At 71.7% G+C, this 21,064-nt stretch carries 19 protein-coding genes and 3 tRNA genes; 3 read left to right on the top strand and 19 right to left on the bottom strand.

Translation table 11 applies throughout. The annotated features are described in order from the left end of the window. Positions 1-123: 123 nt before the first annotated feature. Positions 124-2,241: a protease pro-enzyme activation domain-containing protein gene (locus ABIA33_RS26635; RefSeq protein ID WP_370085071.1), complete on the bottom strand. Its 2,118-nt coding sequence runs from the start codon at positions 2,239-2,241 to the stop codon at positions 124-126. A 316-nt stretch (positions 2,242-2,557) separates the two neighbouring features. Between ABIA33_RS26635 and ABIA33_RS26630 the strand changes: the two genes are divergently transcribed. Further along, positions 2,558-4,006, top strand: a complete 1,449-nt coding sequence (locus tag ABIA33_RS26630; protein WP_370085070.1) for a hypothetical protein — start codon at positions 2,558-2,560, stop codon at positions 4,004-4,006. Then, complete coding sequence (locus tag ABIA33_RS26625) at positions 4,003-5,532, top strand: NADH-ubiquinone oxidoreductase-F iron-sulfur binding region domain-containing protein (RefSeq protein WP_370085069.1); 1,530 nt, start codon at positions 4,003-4,005, stop codon at positions 5,530-5,532. Before ABIA33_RS26630 ends, ABIA33_RS26625 begins: the two co-directional genes overlap by 4 nt. A gap of 98 nt (positions 5,533-5,630) precedes the next feature. Here ABIA33_RS26625 and ABIA33_RS26620 read toward each other — a convergent pair. From ABIA33_RS26620 to ABIA33_RS26580, 9 genes are all read right to left on the bottom strand, one after another. Next, a tRNA-Ala gene (locus ABIA33_RS26620) sits at positions 5,631-5,703 on the bottom strand. Positions 5,704-5,954: 251 nt separating this feature from the next. After that, positions 5,955-6,027 (bottom strand) — tRNA-Ala (locus ABIA33_RS26615). A 39-nt stretch (positions 6,028-6,066) separates the two neighbouring features. After that, a tRNA-Ala gene (locus tag ABIA33_RS26610) sits at positions 6,067-6,139 on the bottom strand. An 86-nt stretch (positions 6,140-6,225) separates the two neighbouring features. Continuing rightward, entirely contained in the window at positions 6,226-6,861 is a 636-nt protein-coding gene (locus ABIA33_RS26605) for a histidine phosphatase family protein (RefSeq protein ID WP_370085068.1), read from the bottom strand. 8 nt (positions 6,862-6,869) lie between these two features. Then, complete coding sequence (gene rsfS, locus ABIA33_RS26600; RefSeq protein ID WP_370085067.1) at positions 6,870-7,340, bottom strand: ribosome silencing factor; 471 nt, start codon at positions 7,338-7,340, stop codon at positions 6,870-6,872. Between the two features lie 132 nt (positions 7,341-7,472). Then, on the bottom strand, positions 7,473-9,161 hold the full coding sequence (locus ABIA33_RS26595; RefSeq protein ID WP_370085066.1) for a LytR C-terminal domain-containing protein: 1,689 nt from the start codon (positions 9,159-9,161) through the stop codon (positions 7,473-7,475). Beyond that, positions 9,158-9,817 (bottom strand): nicotinate-nucleotide adenylyltransferase, encoded by a 660-nt coding sequence (nadD, locus tag ABIA33_RS26590; RefSeq protein WP_370085065.1) that lies wholly within the window; start codon positions 9,815-9,817, stop codon positions 9,158-9,160. The genes ABIA33_RS26595 and nadD overlap by 4 nt, the downstream gene beginning before the upstream one ends. A 107-nt stretch (positions 9,818-9,924) precedes the next feature. Then, positions 9,925-10,077 carry a hypothetical protein gene (locus ABIA33_RS26585; protein WP_370085063.1) on the bottom strand — a complete coding sequence of 51 codons (153 nt, stop codon included), beginning with the start codon at positions 10,075-10,077 and terminating at the stop codon, positions 9,925-9,927. A gap of 356 nt (positions 10,078-10,433) precedes the next feature. Next, positions 10,434-10,577: a hypothetical protein gene (locus tag ABIA33_RS26580; protein ID WP_370085061.1), complete on the bottom strand. Its 144-nt coding sequence runs from the start codon at positions 10,575-10,577 to the stop codon at positions 10,434-10,436. Between the two features lie 220 nt (positions 10,578-10,797). On the opposite strand from ABIA33_RS26580, the gene ABIA33_RS26575 reads away from it, so the two are divergent. Next, positions 10,798-11,877, top strand: a complete 1,080-nt coding sequence (locus ABIA33_RS26575) for a M48 family metallopeptidase (RefSeq protein ID WP_370085060.1) — start codon at positions 10,798-10,800, stop codon at positions 11,875-11,877. Between the two features lie 48 nt (positions 11,878-11,925). Here ABIA33_RS26575 and ABIA33_RS26570 read toward each other — a convergent pair whose 3' ends face one another. The 9 genes from ABIA33_RS26570 to rplU form a co-directional block, all read right to left on the bottom strand. Continuing rightward, positions 11,926-13,308: a hypothetical protein gene (locus ABIA33_RS26570; protein ID WP_370085059.1), complete on the bottom strand. Its 1,383-nt coding sequence runs from the start codon at positions 13,306-13,308 to the stop codon at positions 11,926-11,928. 184 nt (positions 13,309-13,492) lie between these two features. Then, complete coding sequence (locus ABIA33_RS26565; RefSeq protein WP_370085057.1) at positions 13,493-14,086, bottom strand: hypothetical protein; 594 nt, start codon at positions 14,084-14,086, stop codon at positions 13,493-13,495. Between the two features lie 127 nt (positions 14,087-14,213). Next, positions 14,214-15,560, bottom strand: coding sequence for a glutamate-5-semialdehyde dehydrogenase (locus ABIA33_RS26560; protein ID WP_370085056.1), 1,347 nt, complete (start codon positions 15,558-15,560; stop codon positions 14,214-14,216). A gap of 288 nt (positions 15,561-15,848) precedes the next feature. Then, complete coding sequence (locus ABIA33_RS26555; protein WP_370085055.1) at positions 15,849-16,358, bottom strand: hypothetical protein; 510 nt, start codon at positions 16,356-16,358, stop codon at positions 15,849-15,851. Positions 16,359-16,464: 106 nt separating this feature from the next. Further along, positions 16,465-17,598 (bottom strand): glutamate 5-kinase, encoded by a 1,134-nt coding sequence (proB, locus tag ABIA33_RS26550; protein WP_370085100.1) that lies wholly within the window; start codon positions 17,596-17,598, stop codon positions 16,465-16,467. A gap of 94 nt (positions 17,599-17,692) precedes the next feature. Beyond that, on the bottom strand, positions 17,693-18,703 hold the full coding sequence (locus ABIA33_RS26545; protein WP_370085054.1) for an adenosine deaminase: 1,011 nt from the start codon (positions 18,701-18,703) through the stop codon (positions 17,693-17,695). Positions 18,704-18,705: 2 nt separating this feature from the next. Next, the gene (gene obgE / locus ABIA33_RS26540; protein WP_370085053.1) at positions 18,706-20,187 is read right to left on the bottom strand and encodes a GTPase ObgE; all 1,482 of its coding nucleotides are present in this window, start codon (positions 20,185-20,187) and stop codon (positions 18,706-18,708) included. Between the two features lie 165 nt (positions 20,188-20,352). After that, positions 20,353-20,607: a 50S ribosomal protein L27 gene (gene rpmA / locus ABIA33_RS26535; RefSeq protein WP_030250668.1), complete on the bottom strand. Its 255-nt coding sequence runs from the start codon at positions 20,605-20,607 to the stop codon at positions 20,353-20,355. 13 nt (positions 20,608-20,620) lie between these two features. Further along, complete coding sequence (rplU, locus tag ABIA33_RS26530; RefSeq protein WP_370085050.1) at positions 20,621-20,935, bottom strand: 50S ribosomal protein L21; 315 nt, start codon at positions 20,933-20,935, stop codon at positions 20,621-20,623. Between the last annotated feature and the right edge of the window lie 129 nt (positions 20,936-21,064).

Genomic DNA, 21,064 nt, shown 5'->3' with positions numbered 1-21,064 from the left:
GGGGTGGGCCGGTCCTGTCAGCGCGGCCGGCTAAGGAGCAGGCGCACGGATCGCATGGGCACAGGGTACCGCAGCGCTCGACCCGTCCGCCTGCCCCTTCCTCTTCTCCCGACGGCGGACGGGCTACCGCTGCGGGATGCTCGCGAAGCCGTGGGACACCGACTGGTACGACCGCAGGTAGCCCGGCGCGGGCGAGCCGACACCGGTCACGTCGTCGAAGCCGGGCACGGCCCGCAGCGAGGAGTCGTGGCCCATGGTGCGCAGCGAGACGTCCAGCCCGCCGGTGGCGTCGACGCCGTTGTGGAAGTCCACCCGGACCTGGGCGAGGCTGGTCGCGGCTCCGAGCGGGGTGTCCGTGACGTCGTGGAAGGCAGGGGTGCCGTAGAGCTGGTACAGCCTCGGGTTGGCGAAGCCGAGCGGTTTGCCGCCGGCCTGCTGGGCGAGGGCCTGGATTCCGGCGAAGACGGGCGACGCGAGACTCGTTCCGCCGATGCGGAACTCGCCGTAGCGGACCGTCCCGTCGGGCCAGGCCTGGGTCTGGCCGACGAGGAAGCCGGTCGCGGAGTCGGCCACGGCGGCGACGTCGGGAACCACACGGTGCTGTACCCCGTTCGTCGCGGCCAGCGCGTCCGGGACCACTCCGTGCTGGTAGACGGGCTGGAGCACGCGGGAGCTGGTCCCGCCGCCGGCGCCGGCGAGGAACGTCCCCGGCAACATGCCCCAGCTCGTGCCGTCGTTCGACAGCTTGGCGGAGTCAGTGCCCCAGCCCGTCTCGAAGCGGTAGTCGCCGTTCTGGTCCAAGGCCAGCGAGGTGCCGCCGACTGCGGTGACCCAGGGCAGCGAGGCGGGCATGTCGGACTGCCGGGTGCCGGTGGCGGCGACATCGTCGCCCTGGTCCCCGCTGGAGACGTAGAAGCCGACGCCCTCGGCCGCGCCGCGCTTGAACAGGGCGTCGTAGACCGGGTCGGCGGCCGGGTCGCTGTCGCCCTCCGGCTCGCCCCAGGAGTTGCTGACAATGTCCGCGAGCCGCTTGTCCACGATGGTGGTGAGGGCGTCCATCAGGTCGGAGTCGGAGCAGGAGGCCGCGCCGACGTAGACGATGCCCGCCTGCGGGGCGACGCCGTGCACGGCCTCCACGTCCAGCGTCTGCTCGCCGTACCAGCCGGAGGCACCGCAGCCGTTGGGGAACCTCTCACTCCTCGGTGCGGTGTTGGTCCAGACCGCGGGGTCGATGCGGATGAGCTGGCCCTTGCGGTAGGGCGCGTCGCCGTGTGCGGAGGCGTACGCGGTGGTGTCCGCGCCGAGCGTGGGCGAGTCGTAGGCGTCGACGACGGCGACGGTGACCCCGGCGCCGGTCAGGCCGGTGCCGGCGGCGCCGTAGGCGCGACGCAGCTGGGTACCGGTGTAGCCGCGGAGCGCGAAGGGCTGGACCTGCCCGTAGGCGGGGGGGTAGGCGCTCGCCGGCGAGGATCCGAAGTAGTCGGAGAAAGGACCGGAGTTGACGTAGGCCAGGGCCGGCCCCGGCAGCAGGTCACGGCGGCCCGAGGTCTCGGCCCGGCCGCCGGCGGGGCGGGCAGCGTCGGGGCGGGCAGCGTCGGGGCGGGCGCTGGCGGGGCGGGCGCTGGCGGGGCTGGCGCTGGCGGAACGGACGTTGTCCGGTCGGGCCTGGTGCGGGGCCGTGTCCAGGCCGGTGATCGACAGCACCGCCGAGGCGATGGAGGCCGGCACGCTGGCCGGCGCGGCCGGCGCGGTGAAGCTGCGGTCTCCCTTGCGGAACGAGTGCAGCGTGGTCCCGAAAGCACGCGACACCGCCCGGGCGTCACCCTGGACAGCCACGTAGTGCGCGGTGGTGCCGACGATCCGGAAGCCTGCGGAGGTCAGCCAGCCGCGCACCGCGTCCGTCTGCTTCCTGGTGGCACCGAAACGCTCGCTGACCTGGCGGGCGCTCAGATAGTGGCCGTAGGAGGGGGAGCGCGGGTCGGAGACCGCCCGGGCGAACGCGTCGAGACCGGCCGGGTCGCGCCCCGCCAGGTACACCCGTGCGCTCACCGGAGCGGTCGGGGCGACCGCGCCCCGGTCCGCGGAGGGGGCGGCCCACCCGGGGAGCGTGCTGGGCAGCGGCACCCGTGCCGGGAGCGACTTCGCCCCTGCGGGGCCGCCCAGGACCACCCCCGACAGCAGCAGCGGAACCGCCAGGAGTGCTGCCGTACCGGCCCTCGACCGGGACCTGCTGAAACGCATGGGACACCTCTCTGATTGGGCTCACTTTGTGTGATCCATGCGCAACCGTTCGAGGTGTCAGGCAGGACTGCCGCCGATCGCCGGAGGAAGAGCTGGTTATTCATCAGTTCGGGTCGATTGAGCGGCACAATGGCATGGCGCTCGCTCGGCTGCGCGAAACCGCAGTCGCTCGGGTGCGCGAACCGTAGGCCACGACACTCACCTCCGTACGGGGTTTCGCAGGACTCGCCGGGCGTCTCACCTACCCCGGCTAGCATCACGGCCAGATCACGATTCGGGGCCCTGCATCACCGCATGACGAGTCGGAGGCCGAACGATGACCGCCCGCAACAGGCGTACCGCACGATCGCTGTCCCTGCCGTTCCCGCTGTTCCTGGTCCTGGTGTGCGCCGCCGTCACCATCGGCGCCACCTCGCTCCGGGCGCTCAGCGGCAGCGGAACCCCCTCCATGAGCGGGGCGCTCGCCGGAACGGCCGGGCGGGTGATGGCGTTCCTCGACTACTTCGCCGGGGTATTCACTCTGCTCTCGCTGACCGCCGCCGTCGTCTGCGGCCTTGCCGCGACCGACCGGCTCGTGCTGAGCATCCGTCAGCGGGTCGCGATGCAGTCCGTGCACCGCGCCACCTCGGTGGCGGCGCTGGGGTTCCTGGTCACGCACATCGCCGTCAAGGTGGCCGAGCAGGACGCCAGTCCGCTCACGGCCATACTCCCGTTCGGCGGCGGCGCGACCTTCGCCGTGAGTCTGGGCACGATCGCTGCGGACCTGCTGGTCCTGACGGCGGCGACCGGCGCCGTACGAGGCCGGTTCGCGGGCAGCCGCCGACCGTGGCTGTGGCGGGTGCTGCACGGCGGCGCGTACGCCTGCTGGCCGATCGCGCTCGCGCACGGGCTGACGGCGGGCCGGGCCGCGGCAGTGTGGGTGCTGTGGAGCTACGGGCTGTGCGCCGCCATGGTGGGGCTCGCCCTGCTGATACGGCTGCTCGGCGCCGCCGGACGCGGCTCCGCCCGGCGCCGGACCGAGCGGACCCTGCGAGCGTACGAGCCCGCGCCGGGCTTCGCCGCACGCACCGCGCGAGAGGTGCGGGTCGGGTCGGACCGGGAACGGGAGCAGGAGCCGGTCACGCTCGCGACCTCGGCCCCGCTCGGTGCGGAACCGACCGTGGCGATCCCCTACGCGGAGTTCGCCGAGTTCGCCGAGGCAGCCGAGCTCAGCGCACCGCAGCAGGGGTACCAGCCGGAACCCCGCTACCAGGAACCGCAGCCGGAGCCCCAGTTCCAGTTCCAACCGGAGCAGCAGCCCCAGCCCCAGGCTCAGCCGCAGTACCAGCCGCAGTACCAGCCCCAATTCGAGCCCCAGTTCCAGCAGGAGCCCCAGTTCCAGCAGGAGTACCAGCCCCAGTACGCGTACGCCTACCCGGCGGCACCCTCGCCGTCCCCCTCCCCCTGGTCGGGCGAGGCCCAGGCGCGGCCGCATCCGGCGCTGGCCGAGACCCCGCCGCACGGCTTCGCCGTCCCCGGCGACCTGATCGCCGCGGGCTACGCCCCCGGTCCGGCGCCGGCTCCCGGCGGCGTGCCCGACTGGCTGGACGACAGCGGCGTCTGGGGCGCCCTCACCTGGGACACTCCGCCGCACGGCATCCCGGTCCAGGCCATGGCCGCATCGGGCTACCCCGCCTATCCGGCGGATCCCGCCTACCCGGGCCAGGCATACCCCGGATACCCCGGCTACCCGGGATCCGCGCAGGAACACGGCGGCGGCTGGTGAATGTCCCCGAGGTACTGCGACTCGGCCCCGCACGCCTCACCTCGGGGCTCGACCAGCATGCGCGACTGGACCTGACGGACCATCGCACCGCGCACGGCCCGCTGCCCCGCGTCGACCGGGCCGGACTGCTGGAACTGGCCGAGCGGATCGACCTGCGCGGTCGGGGCGGAGCCGGCTTCCCGTTCGCCCGCAAGGCCCGCGCCGCGCTCGCCACCTCGGACCGCACCGGCAAGCCTCTGGTCATCGTCGTCAACGCCACCGAGGGCGAGCCGGCCAGTGCCAAGGACCGGATGCTGCTGGCCCGCACCCCGCATCTGATCCTGGACGGCGCCTGCCTCGCCGCCGCGGCGTTCGGCGCCGAGGAGATCGTGGTCGGCGTGGGCGCCGAAGGCCCCGGAGAGACCTCCATGCCGCGCGCCGTGGCGGAGCGGGAGAGCGCGGGCGAGAACGGCGCGGCAACCCTGCTCCCCTGCCCGGTCCGCGTGATGTGCCTTCCGGAGCGCTTCGTCGCGGGCGAGTCGGGCGCACTCATCCGCGGCATCTCCGGGCTGCCCGCGGTGCCGCCGGCCCGCAAGGCGCGGGCCACCGACGGCGGGGACGCCGGGGTACGCGGCCGTCCCACGCTGCTCTCCAACGCCGAGACCTACGCCCAGCTCGCCGTCGCCGCCCGGCTCGGGCCGGACGCCTACGCGGTCGTCGGCACCTCGGCCGAGCCCGGCACCGTCCTGCTCACCCTCACCCGCGCCGACCTGCCCCCGCTGGTGGTCGAAGTCCCTGCTGGTGCGCGGATGGGCGTGGTCCTGGACGCCTGCGGCATCGAGCCCGGACAGGGACTGCTCGTCGGCGGCTACCACGGCGCCTGGCTCAGGCCCCAGGACGCCGCGCACGCGCCGCTGTCCCGCGCGGGTCTCGCCGCCGCCGGCGGCACGTTCGGCGCGGGCGCGGTGCTGTCGCTGCCCAACGACACCTGCCCGATCGGCGAGGTCGCCAGGGTCGCGAGCTGGCTCGCCACCCAGTCCGCCGGGCAGTGCGGCCCCTGCCGCCTGGGCCTGCCGAACGCCGCCGACGCCCTGGCCCAGCTCGCCACCGCAGGCGGGGGCCCGTCCGCCCTGGACGAGGCCCGGCGCACCATCTCCGCCGTGAGGGGCCGGGGCGCCTGTGCGCATCCCGACGGGACGGCCCGGTTCATCCTCTCCGCGCTTGCGGTCTTCGCCGACGACCTGGCCGTCCACGAGTCGGGGCGCGGTTGCGGCCGCCCGGTGCGGGGCCTGCTGCCGCTCCCCGGCGAGACCGGCTCCGCACTGCCGGCGCCGGCTGCGGGAACGGAGGCCGCACTGGAGGTGGACTGGGCCCGCTGTGACGGACACGGCCTGTGCGCCGCGCTCGCGCCCGAACTGATCACCCTCGGCCCGCACGGATACCCCGTGATCGGCACCACACCGATCGCGCCCTGGCTGGAGCACGGCGCGCGCCGAGCGGTGAACCAGTGCCCGGCGCTGGCGCTGCGGCTCACCAGACGGGACTAGACGGGACTGGACGGAACGGCGCCGGCTGGAGGGCTGAAAGGGCTGGGCGGAACGACGATGGGCCCGACATCCGCGGATGTCGGGCCCATCGTGATCTGTGGAGCTACGGGGAATTGAACCCCGGACCTCTTGCATGCCATGCAAGCGCTCTACCAACTGAGCTACAGCCCCAGACGGCCGCACTGCGGTTCCCCGCGGCGACGTCGCCTACTCTACACGCTCCACAACGCGGCCCACCAATCACTTGTCCCGCCTCCGACCTGCGAGGTCGGCGGCGGGACAAGCACGGCGGGACAAGCGCAACTGGCTGGTGGCCAACCCCGGCATGCCGGGGTTGGCCCACACCCACGACCAGCGGAGACAAACAGGCCGCCTCCGGCTCTCCCGGTAGGGAGAAGGGCCGGAAACGGCCTGGATTCCTGTGGAGCTACGGGGAATTGAACCCCGGACCTCTTGCATGCCATGCAAGCGCTCTACCAACTGAGCTACAGCCCCGTGCCAGCTTTTCGATTGTCCTACGTGGAGTGTCCTACGTGGAGCTACGGGGAATTGAACCCCGGACCTCTTGCATGCCATGCAAGCGCTCTACCAACTGAGCTACAGCCCCGCTGTTCTGCTGTTGTGCGAACGAGGAAGACTTTAGCGGCAGGGGGGCCGAACTGCGAAATCCGGCCCCGTCCCCTCGGGTGTCCCTCAGGTGTCGTCCCCGATCACCGGTTCCGGCAGCGTCCCCGCGTTGTGCTCCTGCAGCCGCCAGCCACGCGCGCCCTCCCCGAGCACCGACCAGCAGCAGTTGGAGAGCCCGCCCAGCGCCTCCCAGTTGGAGGAGTCGAGGCCGAGCATCCGGCCGATGGCCATCCTGATCGTGCCGCCGTGGCTGACCACGACCAGGGTGCCCCGGTCGGGAAGCTTCTTCACGGCGTCCAGGACCACGGGCACGGCCCGGTCGGCGACCTCGGTGCCGAGCTCGCCACCGCCCCTGCGGACCGGTTCGCCGAGCTTCCACGCCCGGTACTCCTCGGCGTGCAGCGCCTGGATCTCCTGATTGGTCAGCCCCTGCCAGGTCCCGGCGTAGGTCTCACGCAGGCCCGGATCGTGGACGACCTCGAGACCCGTCACCGCGGACAGCTCCGCGGCGGTCGCCGCGGCACGCTGCAGGTCGGAGGCGATGACCGCGTCCGGGCGGAGTGCGGCGAGCAGCCTGGCGGCGCGCTGCGCCTGGGCGATCCCGGCGTCGGTCAGCGGAATGTCGGTACTGCCCTGGAAGCGGTTCTCCAGGTTCCATGAGGTCTGGCCGTGCCGCCAGAAGACGACACGCCGACCGCGCACGCTCCCGTTCAGCGCATGCTCCGATCAGCCTCGGCCTGCAGCACGGCCTCCACGTGGTCGAACTCGTTGGGCTCGCGGACGTACTCCTCGTCCTCGCCGCGGTTGCGGCTGGCGACGGCGTCCTCGGGCAGGCCGATCTCGGGGCAGTCCTTCCACAGCCGCTCCAGGCCGTAGTAGGAGCGCTCCTCGGAGTGCTGGACGTGGACCACGATGTCGAGGTAGTCCAGCAGGATCCAGCGGCCCTCGCGCTCGCCCTCGCGGCGCACCGGCTTGGCCTGGAGCTGCTTCGCGAGCTCCTCCTCGATGCCGTCGGCGATGGCCTTCACCTGGCGGTCGTTCGGGGCGGAGGCCAACACGAAGGCGTCGGTGATGGCGAGGACGTCGCTGACGTCAAAGGCAATGATGTTGTGGGCCAGCTTGTCTGCTGCCGCCTGGGCGGCAGTGGTGACAAGTGCTACGGCCCGGTCAGTCGCGGTCACAGGATGCTTTCGGTTCGGGGACACAGGTACCCTCCAGGATCTCATGGACGGCCGACAGCCCGCTCCGGCGTTGTTTCCCGCCCGGAGCGGGCTGTGTCCGACGCTATCCCTGAGCGGCGGGAAATCCGCCGGTCAACCCTTGTAGTCCTTGCCCAGGACGACCAACAGGTCCACCGTCTGCGTGATCGTGACCTTCCTCACCACGGTCGACGGCAGTCCCAGATCCTGGGCCAGCTGCTTGGCGTCGGGGGCGCGGGCGTCGTCGGTGTAGCCGATCGTCGTGGTGCTCTGGGTGGACCCCGACTTGGGCATGCCGGGGACGAGCGTGAAGCCGCCGTTGAGCACGGCCGCGTCGGCGAGGTTGATCTTGTTGGTGGTGCCGGTGGCGTCGGTCAGACCCACCCGGGCGACCGTCGCGCCGCCCTTGCTGCTCACGGTTCCGCCGAGCAGCTGCTTGACCATGTCCCCGGCGCCGCTCCCGAGCGTGCCGTCCGGTTTCACGGCGAGGGTCTGGGTGGCGTAGTTGCCGCCGACCGCGTCCTTGGACAGGGTCGCGAGCAGCCCGCCCAGCGTGGCGTCGGGCAGCGAGGGGTCGGGCACCGCGCCCATCCTGGTGATGTCCGTCGCGGCACTGGCCGGGTCCTGGGGCAGCGCCCGGATCAGGCCCTGGAGCACCTGCCCGAAGCGGGCCAGCTGGGCGCCGGAGTTCTCACCCTTGGCCTGGTACGTGGCGTAGGCGATGGCGGCGGCTCCGGTGAGGAGGCCCTTGCCCTGGCTGACCAGGGCCTTGCCGTTCTGCATGATCGTCGTATCGGCGTCCACGGTGATCCCGCCCAACTGGTCCACCAGCACCTGCAGGAAGGAGGTGTAGAGGCCCCAGGTCGCAGTCACGTCGGTGCCGAGCACGGTGTTGAGCCCGTCGCGAGTGGCGGCGTTGCCCTGGGCGTCCACGGATGAGCTGAGGGTCACCGTGGCGCCGCCGCCGTTCGTGGGCACACCGAGGGTGCCGGGAAGCAGCAGCGTGCTGCCCTTGCCCGTGCCGGGGTCGGAGACCAGCAGCGCGGTGTAGACGTTCTTGTTGAGGTCGTGCAGGTGGATCGCGATGACCTGGCGCTTGGTGGACACGGCGACGGCGGCACTGGTGGCTCCGAACAGGCTTCCCTTGGCCCAGAGGTAGCCCGCGCCGCCGACCAGGAGCAGGACCAGTACGACCGCGAGGGCGATGCCCCGGCTGCGGAGCTTTCTGCGGCGCTCGTCGCGCCGCTCGCCGCGGGTCTCGCTGAACTTCAGCCAGTCGATGACGTCCTCGGACTCCTCCGCGTCGTCGACGAAGGTGAACTCCTCGGTGCCGTAGCCCGGCGCACCGGGGGCCGGGCTGGGCGCGGGGCCTCGGGACGGCGGGGCCGGCCGCGCGGAGGCGGCTCGCGGGGGCGGAGCCTGGGTCGGGAACGGAGCGGGGGGCTGCTGCGCGGTGTACTGGCCGGTGTCGTAGCCCTGGAAGTCCTGGGCCGGGTAGGCCTGCGGTTGCTGCTGCGGGTGCGGCTGCTGCGGGGCGTACGGGTACTGGTAGCCCGGCTCCGGGTACTGCTGCGGCTGCGGCTGCCCGTAGGGGTCGTAGCCGTAGCTGTCGTAACCGGGGGCCGGGACTGTGTACTGACCGGTGTCGTACACCTGCTCCTGCGGGTACTGCTCATAGCTGTACTGCTGCGGCACGCCCCCGTACGGGGCGGCCGGCGGCTGCCCCCACTCGTCCTGCTGCTGCTGTGGCTCCTGAGGCCACGCTTCTCCCCCCGGTCCCCTGCGATCTGCGGTTCCGGTCACGCCGCCCCTATCCCTGGTCCCTTGCTGTGTCCGGCCTGCGGCTCCAGATAGAGCCTGCGCTTGTCGATGTAGCGCACCACTCCGTCCGGAACCAGGTACCAGACCGGCTCGCCCCGGGCGACCCGCAGTCGGCAGTCGGAGGAGGAGATGGCCAACGCGGGCACCTCCACCAGGGACACACCGCCCGCAGGCAGACCGGGATCCGTCAAAGTGTGCCCCGGACGGGTCACTCCGATGAAGTGCGCGAGGTCAAAGAGTTCCTCGGCGTTGCGCCAGGAGAAGATCTGGGAGAGGGCGTCCGCCCCGGTGATGAAGAAGAGGTCCGCGTCGGCGTGCTCGGCGCGGAGGTCCCGCAGGGTGTCCGTGGTGTAGGTCGGGCCCTTGCGGTCCACGTCGATCCGGCTCACCGAGAACTGCGGGTTGGACGCGGTGGCGATGACCGTCATGAGATAGCGGTCCTCGGCCGGGGAGACCGGCCGGCCGCCCTTCTGCCACGGCTCGCCCGTCGGCACGAAGATCACCTCGTCGAGGTGGAACTGGCTCGCGACCTCGCTGGCGGCGACCAGGTGTCCATGGTGGACGGGGTCGAATGTGCCGCCCATGACGCCGAGGCGCTTCTTCACCGGCCCGTATCCGGGCTCAGCCTGCTCTCCCATGGGCAGTCACCCTACGCGAGCCCGGAGACGAACGGATGTCGGAGCCCCGGGCCGGACAGGTCCGCTGCCTGTCCGGGAGCCTCGCGGACGCTGCCGAAGGCTCGTCCCTAGCGGTCCTTGTTGAAACGCGTCGTCAGGAAGAGCAGGACGAGCAGCACCAGGAGCGCGCCACCGCCGGTGAACAACGGGTTGAGGCTGCTGTGGTTGTCGTTGCCCTCGGCGAGCAGGGCGAGGGCCGGAGCGGTGGCGTGGAGGCTCATCGGTGGCGGGACCTTCTGGTGAGGAGGCGTGTAGGGGCCTGGACCGACCGGCAGTTGGGGGGGCGTCGCGCGCCGATGGCTCTCGCCCCCCGACTGCCGGTCGGGCTTAGACCGACCGGCAAATGGAGGGCGGCGTCGCGGGCCGATGGCTCTCGCCCAGACGGCTTCTCCTCAGTCGCCAGGGCTCCGCCATGGCTCCTTCGTCGGCACCGCCTGGACTCGGCCCTCGACCCGCTCCTTCCTCCACCCTCCATTTGCCGGTCGGTCTTAAACGTGCTCATGCTACGGCCAGGCCCCCGGCAACCGCGCGGCGGCTCCACGCGTCTGACTCCGTGTGCGTTTATCGGCGGCAGCCGCTATTGGCGGTAGCCGCGCAGCAGGACGACTGCCAGCAGGACGACGCCCACGACCGAGGCGATGACGATGATCCGCAGGAACATCCCCGGACCACTGCCGTCGGAGATGGCGGCGAGCTGCTGCAGAGCGGTGGTGGTACGCATGGGGTGGGACTCCTCAGAGGAACGGCCGGACAACTCAGGTTAGACCGGGCGCGCGCATGAGGAGTCGGCGGGATCGACGGTGGGTTGTCGTGGTCCCGGCGTAGTGTGACAAGCAAGGCGCATTGGGGACGAGCGGCAGCAGTCAGGGACGACAAACGACAGGATGGCGGGGGACGGCACGCGAGCCGGGGCCCGTCGTCGACCGGGAGGAAGCAGCCAGATGACCCAACCTACCGACAGCAGCGTGCCGAGCCGCAACCGCAAGCGCTTCCCCGGCATCTCCACCCGGGCCTGGGAGCACCCCGCGGACCGCTCCGCGTTGGTCGCGCTCCGCAAGCTGAGCGGCTTCGACGACATCCTCAAGAAGCTCGGCGGCCTGGTCTCCGAGCGTGCCGTGCGGCTGATGTTCCTGGCCTCGGCCGTGCGCAGCTCCGAGCGCCAGTTCGCGCATCTGCACGACATGGTGCGCGACGCCGCGTACATCCTGGACCTGGAGAAGGTCCCGCCGCTCTACGTCACCCAGGACCCGATGCCCAACGCCATGTGTATCGGCATGGACGCCCCGGTGATCGTGGTGACGACCTCGCTGGTCGAGCTGCTCGACGAGGAGGAGATGCGGGCCGTCATCGGTCACGAGGTCGCACACGCGATGTCCGGGCACGCCGTGTACCGGACCATGCTGCTCATCCTCACCAACCTCGCCAGCAAGATCGCCTGGATCCCGCTCGGCAACATCGCCATCCTGGGCATCATCACCGCGCTCAAGGAATGGTTCCGCAAGTCGGAGATCTCCTGTGACCGGGCCGGGCTGCTGGTCGGCCAGGATCTGCAGGCGTCGATGCGCGGCCTGATGAAGCTGGCCGGCGGTCACCACCTGCACGAGATGAACACCGACGCGTTCCTGGAGCAGGCCGAGGAGTACGACCGCGCCGGGGACCTCCGGGACGGTGTGATAAAGCTGCTGCAGCTGCTGCCGCAGACCCACCCGTTCGTGGCCGTGCGCGTGCAGAAGCTCAAGAAGTGGGCTGAGAGCGACGAGTACAGCTCCATCATGGCCGGGGCCTACCCGCGCCGGCAGCAGGACGGCGACGCCTCGGTCGGCGACCAGGTCAAGGCGGCGGCGGACTCCTACGCGCAGTCCTTCAAGGACACCAAGGACCCGCTGATGGGTCTGATCCGCGATGTCGCGGGCGGCGCCGGCGACATCGGCGGCAAGCTGCGGGACGTCTTCGCCGGGCGGAGCACCGAGCCCCGCGGCGCCGAGGAGCCCCCGGCCGAGTCCGGCCCGGCACAGGGCTGACGACGCATCACGCGCATGGACGGGCCGACGCCACGAGGGAGACTCCCCTCAGAGCGTCGGCCCGCTCAGCACCCCGCAGACCGCCCAGGCCGGGCGGGTGCGGTCGAAGGGGTCGATGCTGGGCCCGGGCACCGGTGCCGGGCTCGCCGCCGCGGCGCCGGTCCGGCTGCCGGTGCTGGGCTTCACGGAGGTAGCGGGAGCCGCGGCGGGCTGCGGGAAGATCGGCTGGAGGAACCGGCTGACGTCGCCGTCGCAGGCCATCGGACCCGCCTGGACCACCGAGTCGGAGAGCTCCAGCCGGCCGGCGCCCAGGTCCGCCGGAGTGATCAGGTAGCGGATCTCGCGGCGCACCGAGAACAGCACGACGGGCTGCTGGGGGGCTGCCGCCGCCGTACTCGCCCCGGCCTGCGGGGTCGCGGAGGCGGAACCCGACGTCAGTGACCCCGCCGCCGGCGATCCGGGCGCCGGTGACCCCGCCGCCGATGATCCGGGCGCCTGCGTCGGCGCTGCCGGGGTCAGCGCGTAGACGAAGGTGTGGTCACTGACCAGCTCCAGCGCGCCGGAGTCCAGCTCACGATAGGTGATCTTGCCGAGGGCCCGGATCTGCTGGCCCGGCGCGAGTCGCACCTGCTTCGGATTGAAGCGGACCAGCCACCCTGTCGCCTCGTGCCGGCGGTCGTCCTCGGGGGCGGACAGGCTCTGGTCGAACTGGCCGTACTGGCCCGGCGCCAGCAGGCCGCGCACCGAGTCGGCCTGGCCGCCCATCAGCACGTCGGCGTTGAGCGAGGACGCCTCCAGGTACTTCTGGACCATCGTCAGCGCCTGCAGGACCTGCTCCCGGCTGAAGTGCGCGGTGTGGCCCGGGTTCGGCAGCAGCAGCCCCGCGGTGCCCACCGGGTAGTCCTGGAGCGGGCTCCCGGAGAAGGACCCGGGCGAGACGGAGGCGGACGCCGAGGGCGAGGCCGAGGAACTCGCGCCGGCAGACCCCGACGCACCGGTGGACGCCGAGGCCGAGGGGGTTCCGCTTCCGGTCGCGGGCGAGCCGGCCGGGGAGGAACCGACCGAGGCGGAGGGCACCGCCCCGGTGGGGATCCCGGCGGCTCCCGGCTGCAGCGGGATCACCGTGATGCTGAGCTCGGCCGCGCTTCCCCCCGCCTGCGGGTAAGGATGCTTGGTCCCCAGGTAGACAGCTGCGGAGAAGGCCAGGGCGATCAGCAGCATCAGCGCGAGCGCCTGCCGGGGCAGGCCACCAGCGCGCAGCCCGCGCCGCCGGATCGGTCGGGTTCCCGCGGTCATCCGCTCCCGGGCCGAGAGCTCCTGGATCCGAGCAGCTCTGACGAACGACTCGTCGAACACGACGGATCGGAACTCGTCCTCGCCCCCGGAACCGCCCTCGGGCGCGCCCTCCGGGGGCTCTGCCCGGCCACCCATGACTCAAGGGTAAGTCGCCCTGCGGAGAGTGAAGAGCCCTCAGGGGTCAAGTTCTGCCCCCGATTTGACCTTGTCCTGGATGAGCGGCCCCGCGAGCGCTCCGCGACGGCGGAACTCATCACTCTCCTGGCGACATATGGGACATAACGCCCAGGAAATCAGAGCGCGTTGAGATATTGCTCACTCAATGTCCGGCAGTCACCGTTCGTACGGATCCGGCCTGTACAGATCCGGCCTGTGCGACTCCGGCCTGTGCGGACACCGCGGCCGCGGACGCCGCGGTGCTGCCGCCGGTGCCCGTGCTCGGCCGCTGCAGGGGCTGGTGCCCCGGCGCGGCGCCCCGGTAGACCGCAGCGGCGGCCACCAGGATCGCGAGCACCCCGATCACCACCAGCATCACCCGGGCGACGACGCGCTGCCAGCGTCCGGGGACAGCCTGGTGCCGTCCACGACGCCCGTCGAAGGAGCCGCTCCCGTACCCGGCCTGCCTCGGCGAGCCGGTCCGAGCCGCCTGGGACCCGGAACCGCTCAGACTGGCGCGGCCGCGCCGCCGCGCGCCCGCCCGTAGGGCCAGCAGGCGTTCCTCCGCCGAGGGCTCGTGTATCAGCGCGGCGAGGACGAACGCCTCGTCGAGGACCAGACCCTCGAAGACGTCGAAGACGGCCGAGCCGTCGGTGTCGTCCGACGAGCCGTGCAGGTCCTCTGGACCGCCGGTGTCGGGTTCGTCGGCGCTGGGCTCACCGGCACCAGCGCTTGCGTCGAAGCCATCGGGATTCACGGGACCCCCCAGGTCGGGTCACACCTCTGGAAGAAGAGCCTAGCGCCGTGCCCACGACTTGTCTGTGGTTCCCGGCGGCGGCCCGGTCCGTCTGACGACCCGGGGAGCGACCGCGCTCCCTGGGTCGTCAGCCGCGCAGGTGCCCGTCACCGGTGACGATGTACTTGGTGGAGGTCAGCTCGGGCAGCCCCATCGGGCCGCGCGCGTGCAGCTTCTGGGTGGAGATGCCGATCTCCGCGCCGAAGCCGAACTGGCCGCCGTCGGTGAACCGGGTCGAGGCGTTCACCGCGACCGTCGCGGCATCCACCAACTGGGTGAACCGGCGGGCGGCGGCCTGAGAGGTCGTCACGATCGCCTCGGTGTGCCCGGACGACCACAGCCGGATGTGCGCCACCGCCGCCTCCAGCGAGTCGACGACCCCGGCCGCGATGTCGTAGGACAGGTACTCGGTCTCCCAGTCCTCGACCGTCGCCGGGACCACCGTGGCCTTGGAGTCGTCCGCGTAGGCGAGCACCCGCTCGTCGCCGTGCACGGTCACGCCGGCGGCGGCCAGGGCGTCCAGCGCCAGCGGCAGGAACGCGTCCGCGACATCCCGGTGCACCAGCAGCGTCTCCGCCGCGTTGCAGACGCTGGGCCGCGACGCCTTGGAGTTGATCAGGATCTCCACCGCCATCGCCAGGTCGGTCTGCGCGTCCACGTAGACGTGGCAGTTCCCGGTTCCGGTCTCGATGACCGGCACGGTCGACTGCTCGACGACGGTACGGATCAGCGACGCACCCCCGCGCGGGATCAGCACGTCCACCATGCCCCGGGCCCGCATCAGCTCCTGCACGGACTCACGGCTCTCCCCCGGCACCAGTTGGATGCAGTCGGCGGGCAGCCCCGCGCCACCGACGGCGTCGCGCAGCACCTCCACCAACTTCCGGTTGGACGCGTACGCGGAGGACGAGCCGCGCAGCAGCACCGCGTTTCCGGACTTCAGGCAGAGCGCCGCCGCGTCGACGGTGACATTGGGCCTGGCCTCGTAGATGATCCCGACCACGCCCAGCGGTACCCGTACCTGGCGCAGGTCGAGACCGTTGGGGAGAGTGGACCCCCGGACGATCTCGCCCACCGGGTCGGGCAGCCCCGCGACGTGCCGCACGTCTGCGGCGATCGCGGCGACGCGCTCCCGGTTGAGTGTCAGCCGGTCGATCACCGACTCGCTGGTGCCCGCCTCACGGGCCCGCTCCACGTCCTCGGCGTTTGCCTCGATGATCTCGCGGGTGCGGACCACGAGCGCGTCGGCGATGGCGAGCAGCGCCTCGTCCTTGGGCGTGCGCGGCAGCGGCGCGAGCTCGGCGGCTGCGGCCTTGGCCCGGTAGGCGGCCTGCAGCACGGGCGACTGCGGCAGCGGGGAGGGCAGGTCCGGTGACGGGAACGCAGTCAACGGGGCGTCGTTCACCGGGGACGCGGGGTCGGGGCAGCTGCTCATGGCGGCAAGCCTAGCCTTCGGACGAGGAACGCAGGCCGACCCTTCCGTGGAGTGAGATCCACCGGAGGCGGCCACGCGCCAGGGCCGGTCCGGCCGACAGTCGCGAGCGGGCATCAGCGGCTCCGCCGCGGGGCGCAACGCTGTCTGCTGCGGTGCCTCGCAAGGCGGCGGAGCACCCTTCGTAGCGGCGCTACCAGGGCGGTGCAACGCGGCGAGGTGCCGTCACGCGGCGGAGCCGCATGGTGTCCCTGCGGCGGTGGGCGCCCGCGAAGATCGACCGGACAGACCCTAGTACGGGTGGACTCCGCCCAGGAAGGCGGGCGACTCGCCGTACCCCTCGGCGATCCGCTTGTGATAGGTGGGACGGTCCACCACCTCCAGGCCGACGATCTCCCACGGCGGCAGATTCGCGCTGGCCTTGTGCTCGCCCCAGAGCCGCAGCGCCATCGCCGCCGCGTCGTGGAGGTCCTCGGCCTGCTCCCAGTAGCGGATCTCGCCGTGGTCGGCCGCATAGCGGGCGGTCAGGAAGGGCGTATGGTCGTGAGCCAGCTGTTCGAGTCCGCGCTTGAGTTCGGTCAGCGGCGTGGCCCGGCCCGCCACGCTCAGCACCACATGCCAGAGACGGGTGCGGCCCCCGTCCTCCTCGGCGGAAGCGGAAGCTGCCGAGCCGAAGGCCGAGGCAGGGGCGTCCGGAGGCGTCCGGGTGGCGCGCACGACTCGCGACGCGCCCCCTTCGATGCTGGTGAGCACGGGATCCACCGAACCCACGGGTCGCGCCCCTTGGCGTCTGCGTCCCACCGGCGGCCTCCTGTCGGTGATCTCAGTCGGTCATGTCACTGCAGGCAGAGCCGCCCCGCGCCCCCCGGCGACCGGTCCGGACCCGCCCAGCTCGGGAACATCGCCGTCAGGCAGTGCCCAGCGCCGAGGGGAGCACCACCAGGTCGTCGCGGTGCACCACCTCACGCTCGTACGCGGGGCCAAGCTCCCGTGCCAGTTCCCGCGTCGACCGCCCCAGCAGCCGGGGAAGCTCCCTCACATCAAAGTTGACCAGCCCCCGGGCGACGATGTTGCCGTTTTCGTCAAGAAGGTCCACCGGATCGCCGGCGGCGAACTCGCCCTCAACTCCGGTGACTCCTGCGGCAAGCAGCGACGTACGCCGTTCGACCACGGCCCGGACCGCGCCCGCGTCCAGCCGGACCGCTCCGCGCGGGGCGCTCGCGTGCTCCAGCCACAGCAGCCGGTCGGCCGAGCGGCGACCGGTCCGGTGGAACAAGGTGCCGGTCTCGCGGCCGGCCAGGGCGTCGGCCGCGTGCCGGGCGGCGGTGAGGATCACCGGGATGCCCGCGCCGGTGGCGATCCGGGCCGCGTCCACCTTGGTCACCATGCCGCCGGTGCCGACCCCGGCCTTGCCCGCGCTGCCGATCTCGATCCCGGCCAGGTCCTCAGGACCGCGCACCTCCACGATGCGGTTGCTGCCTGGCTTGCTCGGGTCGCCGTCGTACAGTCCGTCCACGTCCGAGAGCAGCACCAACAGGTCGGCCCGGACCAGGTGGGCGACGATCGCGGCCAGGCGGTCGTTGTCGCCGAACTTGATCTCGGCGGTGGCGACCGTGTCGTTCTCGTTGACGACCGGCACCGCCCCCATCACCAGCAGCTGCTCCAGCGTGCGGTAGGCGTTGCGGTAGTGCGCCCGCCGACTGGCGTCCTCCGCGGTGAGCAGCACCTGCCCGACCCGCAGCCCGTAGCGGGCGAAGGAGGCGGTGTACCGGGCGACCAGCAGGCCCTGGCCGACGCTCGCCGCCGCCTGCTGCCGGGCCAGGTCCCTCGGCCGGCTGTCCAGCCCCAGAGGCGCCAGCCCGGCCGCGATGGCCCCGGAGGAGACCAGCACGATCTCGGTGTTCGGCGCTCCTTCGTTGCGGGTCCGCGTCTTCGCGAGCACGTCCACCAGCGCGTCCACCCGGTCGGCGTCGAGGCCGCCGGAGGCCGTGGTCAGCGACGACGACCCCACCTTGACGACGATGCGCCGCGCTTGCAGCACGTCTTCCCGCAGGGTGCCTGTCACGCCGTCGCTCCCGAGCCAGAGATGATCGCCTTCTACCGCTCTGCAATGTACGCGAAGCGGACAGCGCGACTCATCCGAGTATTGAGGATCGGGACGGGGCGTCGAGCTCGGCCAGCAGTTCCGCCCTGCGCTCGTCGTCGACGAACGCGGCCAGGAAGGAGTTGCGGGCCAGCAGCCGCAGCTGATCGTCCGTCAGGCCGAGTGCCCGCTGGAGTCCCTGGTAGTTGTCCTCGACGTAGCCGCCGAAGTACGAGGGGTCGTCCGAGTTGACGGTGACCAGCAGGCCGGCCTCCAGCATGGCCGGGAGCGGGTGCTCCTCGAGGCGGTCCACACAGCGCAGCCGGACGTTGGAGAGGGGGCAGACGGTGAGCGGGATCTGCTCCGCCACCAGCCTCGCGACCAGCTCCGGGTCCTCCAGGCAGCGGATGCCGTGGTCGATCCGCTCCACGCCGAGCAGGTCGAGCGCCTCGCTGATGTAGGAGGGCGGGCCCTCCTCCCCCGCGTGCGCGACCAGACGCAGACCGGCCGCCTTGGCCGCCGCGTACACCTGGGTGAACTTGGCGGGCGGGTGGCCCACCTCGGCGGAGTCCAGGCCGACCGCCGAGATGCGGTGCAGGTAGGGCTCGGCCTCGACGAGGGTCTTCAGCGCGTCCTCGGCCGGCAGGTCCCGCAGGAAGCTGAGGATCAGCTGCGTGGAGATGCCGTGGCGCTCCTCGCTGCGGTCCAGGGCCTGCGACAGCCCTCGGACCACGGTGCCGATGTCGACGCCGCGGGCGGTGTGCGCCTGCGGGTCGAAGAAGATCTCCGCGTGCCGTACCCCATGCGCGGCGGCGCGCTCCAGGTACGCCTCGGCCAGATCGGCGAAGTCCTGCTCGGTGCGCAGCACCGCCGTCAGCCGGTAGTACAGGTCCAGGAAGGACTGCAGGTCGCTGAAGGCGTAGGCGCTGCGCAACTCGTCGGGCGTGGCGTACGGCAGGTCGATGCCGTTGCGCTCGGCCAGGGCGAAGGCCAGCTCGGGTTCGAGGGTGCCCTCGATGTGCAGGTGCAGCTCGGCCTTGGGCAGGGGGTGGTGCGAGGACATGCTCAGATGTCCTCGTCCGAGTCGACGGGCTCGATCTCCCGGCGCGGCATCGGATTGAAGCTGGCGTACTCCGCTGCGGCGTCGTCCCGGATCTGCTCGCGCTCGCGGCGGCGGGTCACGGCGTCGCGCGGGCTCTCCAGGCGGTGGTCCTCGCCACGTCGGCCGAGCATCTCGGCGCCCGCGGCCATGCTCGGCTCCCAGTCGAAGACGACGGCGTCCTCGGTGCTGCCGATGACGACGGTGTCGCCCTCCTTGGCGCCGGCCTTGCCGAGCGCGACCTCGGCGCCGAGACGGGCGAGACGGTCGGCGAGGTAGCCCACGGCCTCGTCGTTGGAGAAGTCGGTCTGCTTGATCCAGCGCTCCGGCTTGCTGCCGAGGATGCGGTACAGGTCTTCCTTCTCGTCGTAGGTGACGGTGAAGCCGGCGTCGTCCACCGCGACCGGACGCAGCACCACGCGGGCGGCCACCTCGACCGGCTTCGCGGCGCGGGCCGCGGCGACGATCCGGGCAAGGGCGAAGCTGAGCTCGCGCAGGCCCTTGTGGGAGGCCGCGGAGACCTCGAAGACCTCGTAGCCGAGCTCCTCCAGGGAGGCGCGGGTGATGTCGGCGAGGTCCTGGCCGTCCGGCACGTCGATCTTGTTGAGGGCGACCAGCCGGGGCCGGTCGTCAAGGCCGCCGTACTCGGCGAGTTCGGCCTCGATCATCTCCAGGTCGGAGAGCGGGTCACGGCCGGGCTCCAGGGTGGCGCAGTCGAGCACGTGGACCAGCACCGAGCAGCGCTCGACGTGGCGCAGGAACTCCAGGCCGAGGCCCTTGCCCTGGCTGGCGCCGGGGATGAGGCCGGGCACGTCGGCGATGGTGTAGACGCTCTCGCCGGCGGTGACCACGCCCAGGTTGGGGATGAGGGTGGTGAAGGGGTAGTCCGCGATCTTCGGCTTGGCTGCGGAGAGCACCGAGATCAGCGAGGACTTGCCGGCGCTGGGGTAGCCCACCAGGGCGACGTCGGCGACGGACTTGAGTTCGAGCACGATGTCGAGGCTGTCGCCGGGCTCGCCGAGCAGCGCGAAGCCCGGGGCCTTGCGGCGGGCGGACGCCAGCGCGGCGTTGCCGAGGCCGCCGCGGCCGCCTGCGGCGACGACGAAGCTGGTGCCGTTGCCGACCAGGTCGGCGATGACCTTGCCCTGCTTGTCCAGGACGACGGTGCCGTCGGGGACGGGGAGGATCAGGTCGCCGCCCTCTCCGCCGGTACGGTGGTCGCCCGCGCCCGGCTTGCCGTTGCCGGCGCTGCGGTGCGGCGAGTGGTGGTAGTCGATCAGGGTGGTGACCTGCGGGTCCACGACCAGCAGCACGTCGCCGCCGCGCCCGCCGCTGCCGCCGTCGGGACCGCCGAGCGGCTTGAACTTCTCCCGGTGAACGGAGGCGCAGCCATGGCCTCCGTTACCCGCGGCGACATGCAGCTCGACGCGGTCCACGAAGGTGGTCATGGTGACAATGCCTCTCGATAAGCAACTGGGTGTCTGTGATGCGGGTGTCTGTCTGCAAACACCGAGGGTGGACCGGAATGTTCCGATCCACCCTGGGTGTCAGGTATTACACGTCATGCGTGCCCTGCGGTGTCCTGCGGTGAGCCCTGCTCGGAATCGAGCGGATCAGGCGACCGGGACGATGTTCACGACGCGGCGGCCGCGGTGAGTACCGAACTCGACCGCACCGGCGTTGAGCGCGAACAGGGTGTCGTCGCCACCACGGCCGACGCCGGAACCCGGGTGGAAGTGGGTGCCGCGCTGGCGGACCAGGATCTCGCCGGCGTTGACCTTCTGGCCGCCGAAGCGCTTCACGCCGAGGCGCTGAGCGTTCGAGTCGCGGCCGTTACGGGTAGAGCTTGCGCCCTTCTTGTGAGCCATCTCCCCTTGCCCCTTACTTCGCCGTGTCGATGCTGGTCACGCGAAGCGCGGTGTGGCGCTGACGGTGGCCCATGCGCTTGCGGTAACCGGTCTTGTTCTTGTACTTCATGATGTTGATCTTGTCGCCCTTGTGGTGGTCAACCACCTCGGCACGAACCTTCACACCCGCCAGGACCCAGGGGTCACTGGTGACCGAGTCACCGTCGACGATCAGGATCGTCGAAAGCTCAACGGTCTCGCCGACCTTGGCGTCAACCTTGTCGGACTCAAACACATCGCCGACAGCAACCTTGTGCTGCCTGCCGCCGCTACGCACGATCGCGTACACCGCGAACCCACTCTCATCACTCGGTCGGAGCCCCTGATGCCAGCCTCCCCACAGCGGAACGGCAGGGGGCCTCTGCCGGGCGCGAAGCTCGGCAGGTGGTTGCTCAGGAGCGGGGCGTGACGGTGCCGA

The sequence above is a fragment of the Streptacidiphilus sp. MAP12-16 genome (assembly GCF_041262165.1).
In the GTDB taxonomy this organism is placed as follows: domain Bacteria; phylum Actinomycetota; class Actinomycetes; order Streptomycetales; family Streptomycetaceae; genus Streptacidiphilus.
Note: the sequence above shows the minus strand (reverse complement) of the source record. Positions and strands in the feature narration are given on the sequence as shown.

Coding starts and splice junctions, on each gene's coding strand:
- nadD (WP_370085065.1), bottom strand. CDS start 9,817: ATGGGAGAGCAGGCTGAGCCCGGATACGGGCCGGTGAAGAAGCGCCTC.
- ABIA33_RS26570 (WP_370085059.1), bottom strand. CDS start 13,308: ATGGGTGGCCGGGCAGAGCCCCCGGAGGGCGCGCCCGAGGGCGGTTCC.
- ABIA33_RS26585 (WP_370085063.1), bottom strand. CDS start 10,077: ATGAGCCTCCACGCCACCGCTCCGGCCCTCGCCCTGCTCGCCGAGGGC.
- ABIA33_RS26575 (WP_370085060.1), top strand. CDS start 10,798: ATGACCCAACCTACCGACAGCAGCGTGCCGAGCCGCAACCGCAAGCGC.
- obgE (WP_370085053.1), bottom strand. CDS start 20,187: ATGACCACCTTCGTGGACCGCGTCGAGCTGCATGTCGCCGCGGGTAAC.
- ABIA33_RS26560 (WP_370085056.1), bottom strand. CDS start 15,560: ATGAGCAGCTGCCCCGACCCCGCGTCCCCGGTGAACGACGCCCCGTTG.
- rpmA (WP_030250668.1), bottom strand. CDS start 20,607: ATGGCTCACAAGAAGGGCGCAAGCTCTACCCGTAACGGCCGCGACTCG.
- ABIA33_RS26545 (WP_370085054.1), bottom strand. CDS start 18,703: ATGTCCTCGCACCACCCCCTGCCCAAGGCCGAGCTGCACCTGCACATC.
- ABIA33_RS26580 (WP_370085061.1), bottom strand. CDS start 10,577: ATGCGTACCACCACCGCTCTGCAGCAGCTCGCCGCCATCTCCGACGGC.
- ABIA33_RS26635 (WP_370085071.1), bottom strand. CDS start 2,241: ATGCGTTTCAGCAGGTCCCGGTCGAGGGCCGGTACGGCAGCACTCCTG.
- ABIA33_RS26630 (WP_370085070.1), top strand. CDS start 2,558: ATGACCGCCCGCAACAGGCGTACCGCACGATCGCTGTCCCTGCCGTTC.